The 1,103-nt window shown below is 70.9% G+C and carries 1 protein-coding gene; it reads right to left on the bottom strand.

The genetic code is table 11. The features are described from left to right. Positions 1-101: 101 nt before the first annotated feature. A complete protein-coding gene (locus ACWF41_RS12595; RefSeq protein ID WP_380327204.1) occupies positions 102-1,004 on the bottom strand; it encodes an endonuclease domain-containing protein in 903 nt (300 codons plus the stop codon). Positions 1,005-1,103 lie beyond the last annotated feature (99 nt).

The raw sequence follows: 1,103 nt of genomic DNA, 5'->3' as shown, positions 1-1,103 counted from the left end.
AAGGAGGCTTGGGAGGAGCCTTCCCCCAGACCCCCCCCACTCCCCCATCAAACTCGTCCTCTCTCCTACTGCCCCCGCAACCGCGCCCCCACACCGCCCGCTCACACGCGCGACGCGGCGCGGAGGGCACCGCGGACTCGTGCGATGAGCTGCTCAGGCTGGCGGAGGTCCTCCGCGACGACGACGATGACGGTCCAGCCGAGCGCCTCCAGGAGTCGGCGGCGTCGGATGTCCTCCTGCCACTGCTCGCGATTCGTACGGTGGTGGTCCCCGTCGTACTCGATCGCGACCTTCTGTTTCCGGTAGAGCAGGTCGACCCGCTTGACGTAGGCCCCGTCGGGCGCGAGCACGACCTCGTTCACGCGGGGGCACGGAAGGCCGGCGTCCTCGAGCAGCAGCCTCGTGCGTGTCTCGGTCGACGAGTCGGTGTTCGGCCGCATCCGAGGGATCGCGTCCCGGACCTGGACGATGCCCTTGACCTTGTGCGTCCGCGTGCTGATGTCGAGGAGCTCGGCCGGCGACGTCAGCAGGTGCTTGCGCCGCATCATCGCGTCGCCGAGGACGACCACGTCGTCCGGGAGGCGGAGCTCGCAGGCGACATGGGTGAACGTCTGTGCGGGTGACGTCACGAGGAGCCCGTCGACCTCCACGGTGTCGAGGAACGACTGCCGGGTCCAGTGCGCGACGACGCCGGGGCGTTCGGCCCGGTCCTCGCTGCGCAGGGTGACGACGTGCAGGCGCGTGTCGTCCGCGTGGGTCCACGGGCGCTCGACGCGGAGCAGGTCGAGGGCGGTCGTGTGGCTGAACGCGACGTCGTCGTCGAGCGCGAGGGCCAAGGCCCGGCACCGGTCGTGGAGCTCCGTGACAGAGCCGGCGGGGAGCCGCACCCCCGTGAACGGCGCGTCCCACCGTCGTCCGGCGCGGAGCTGCTTGCGGCTCAGGCCCGTTCGGAGGGCGTCGGCCACGGTGAACGGGGACGGGCGGTCGCCGACGAGATCATCCATCGTGACAGCGTGCCGAGGGGAGGCGGAGTCAGGTGCGCGTCATCCACAGGTTCTCGTTGTGAGCGGGCGTTTGGCCCTGGTTCGCGACCGAACCAGGGC

The organism is Isoptericola sp. NPDC055063 (assembly GCF_053608125.1).
The sequence above is the reverse complement of the archived record's forward strand: the minus strand, read 5'-3'. Positions and strand labels throughout refer to the sequence as shown.

Excerpts from the sequence above, each read along its gene's own strand:
- ACWF41_RS12595 (WP_380327204.1), bottom strand. The coding sequence starts at position 1,004 with ATGGATGATCTCGTCGGCGACCGCCCGTCCCCGTTCACCGTGGCCGAC.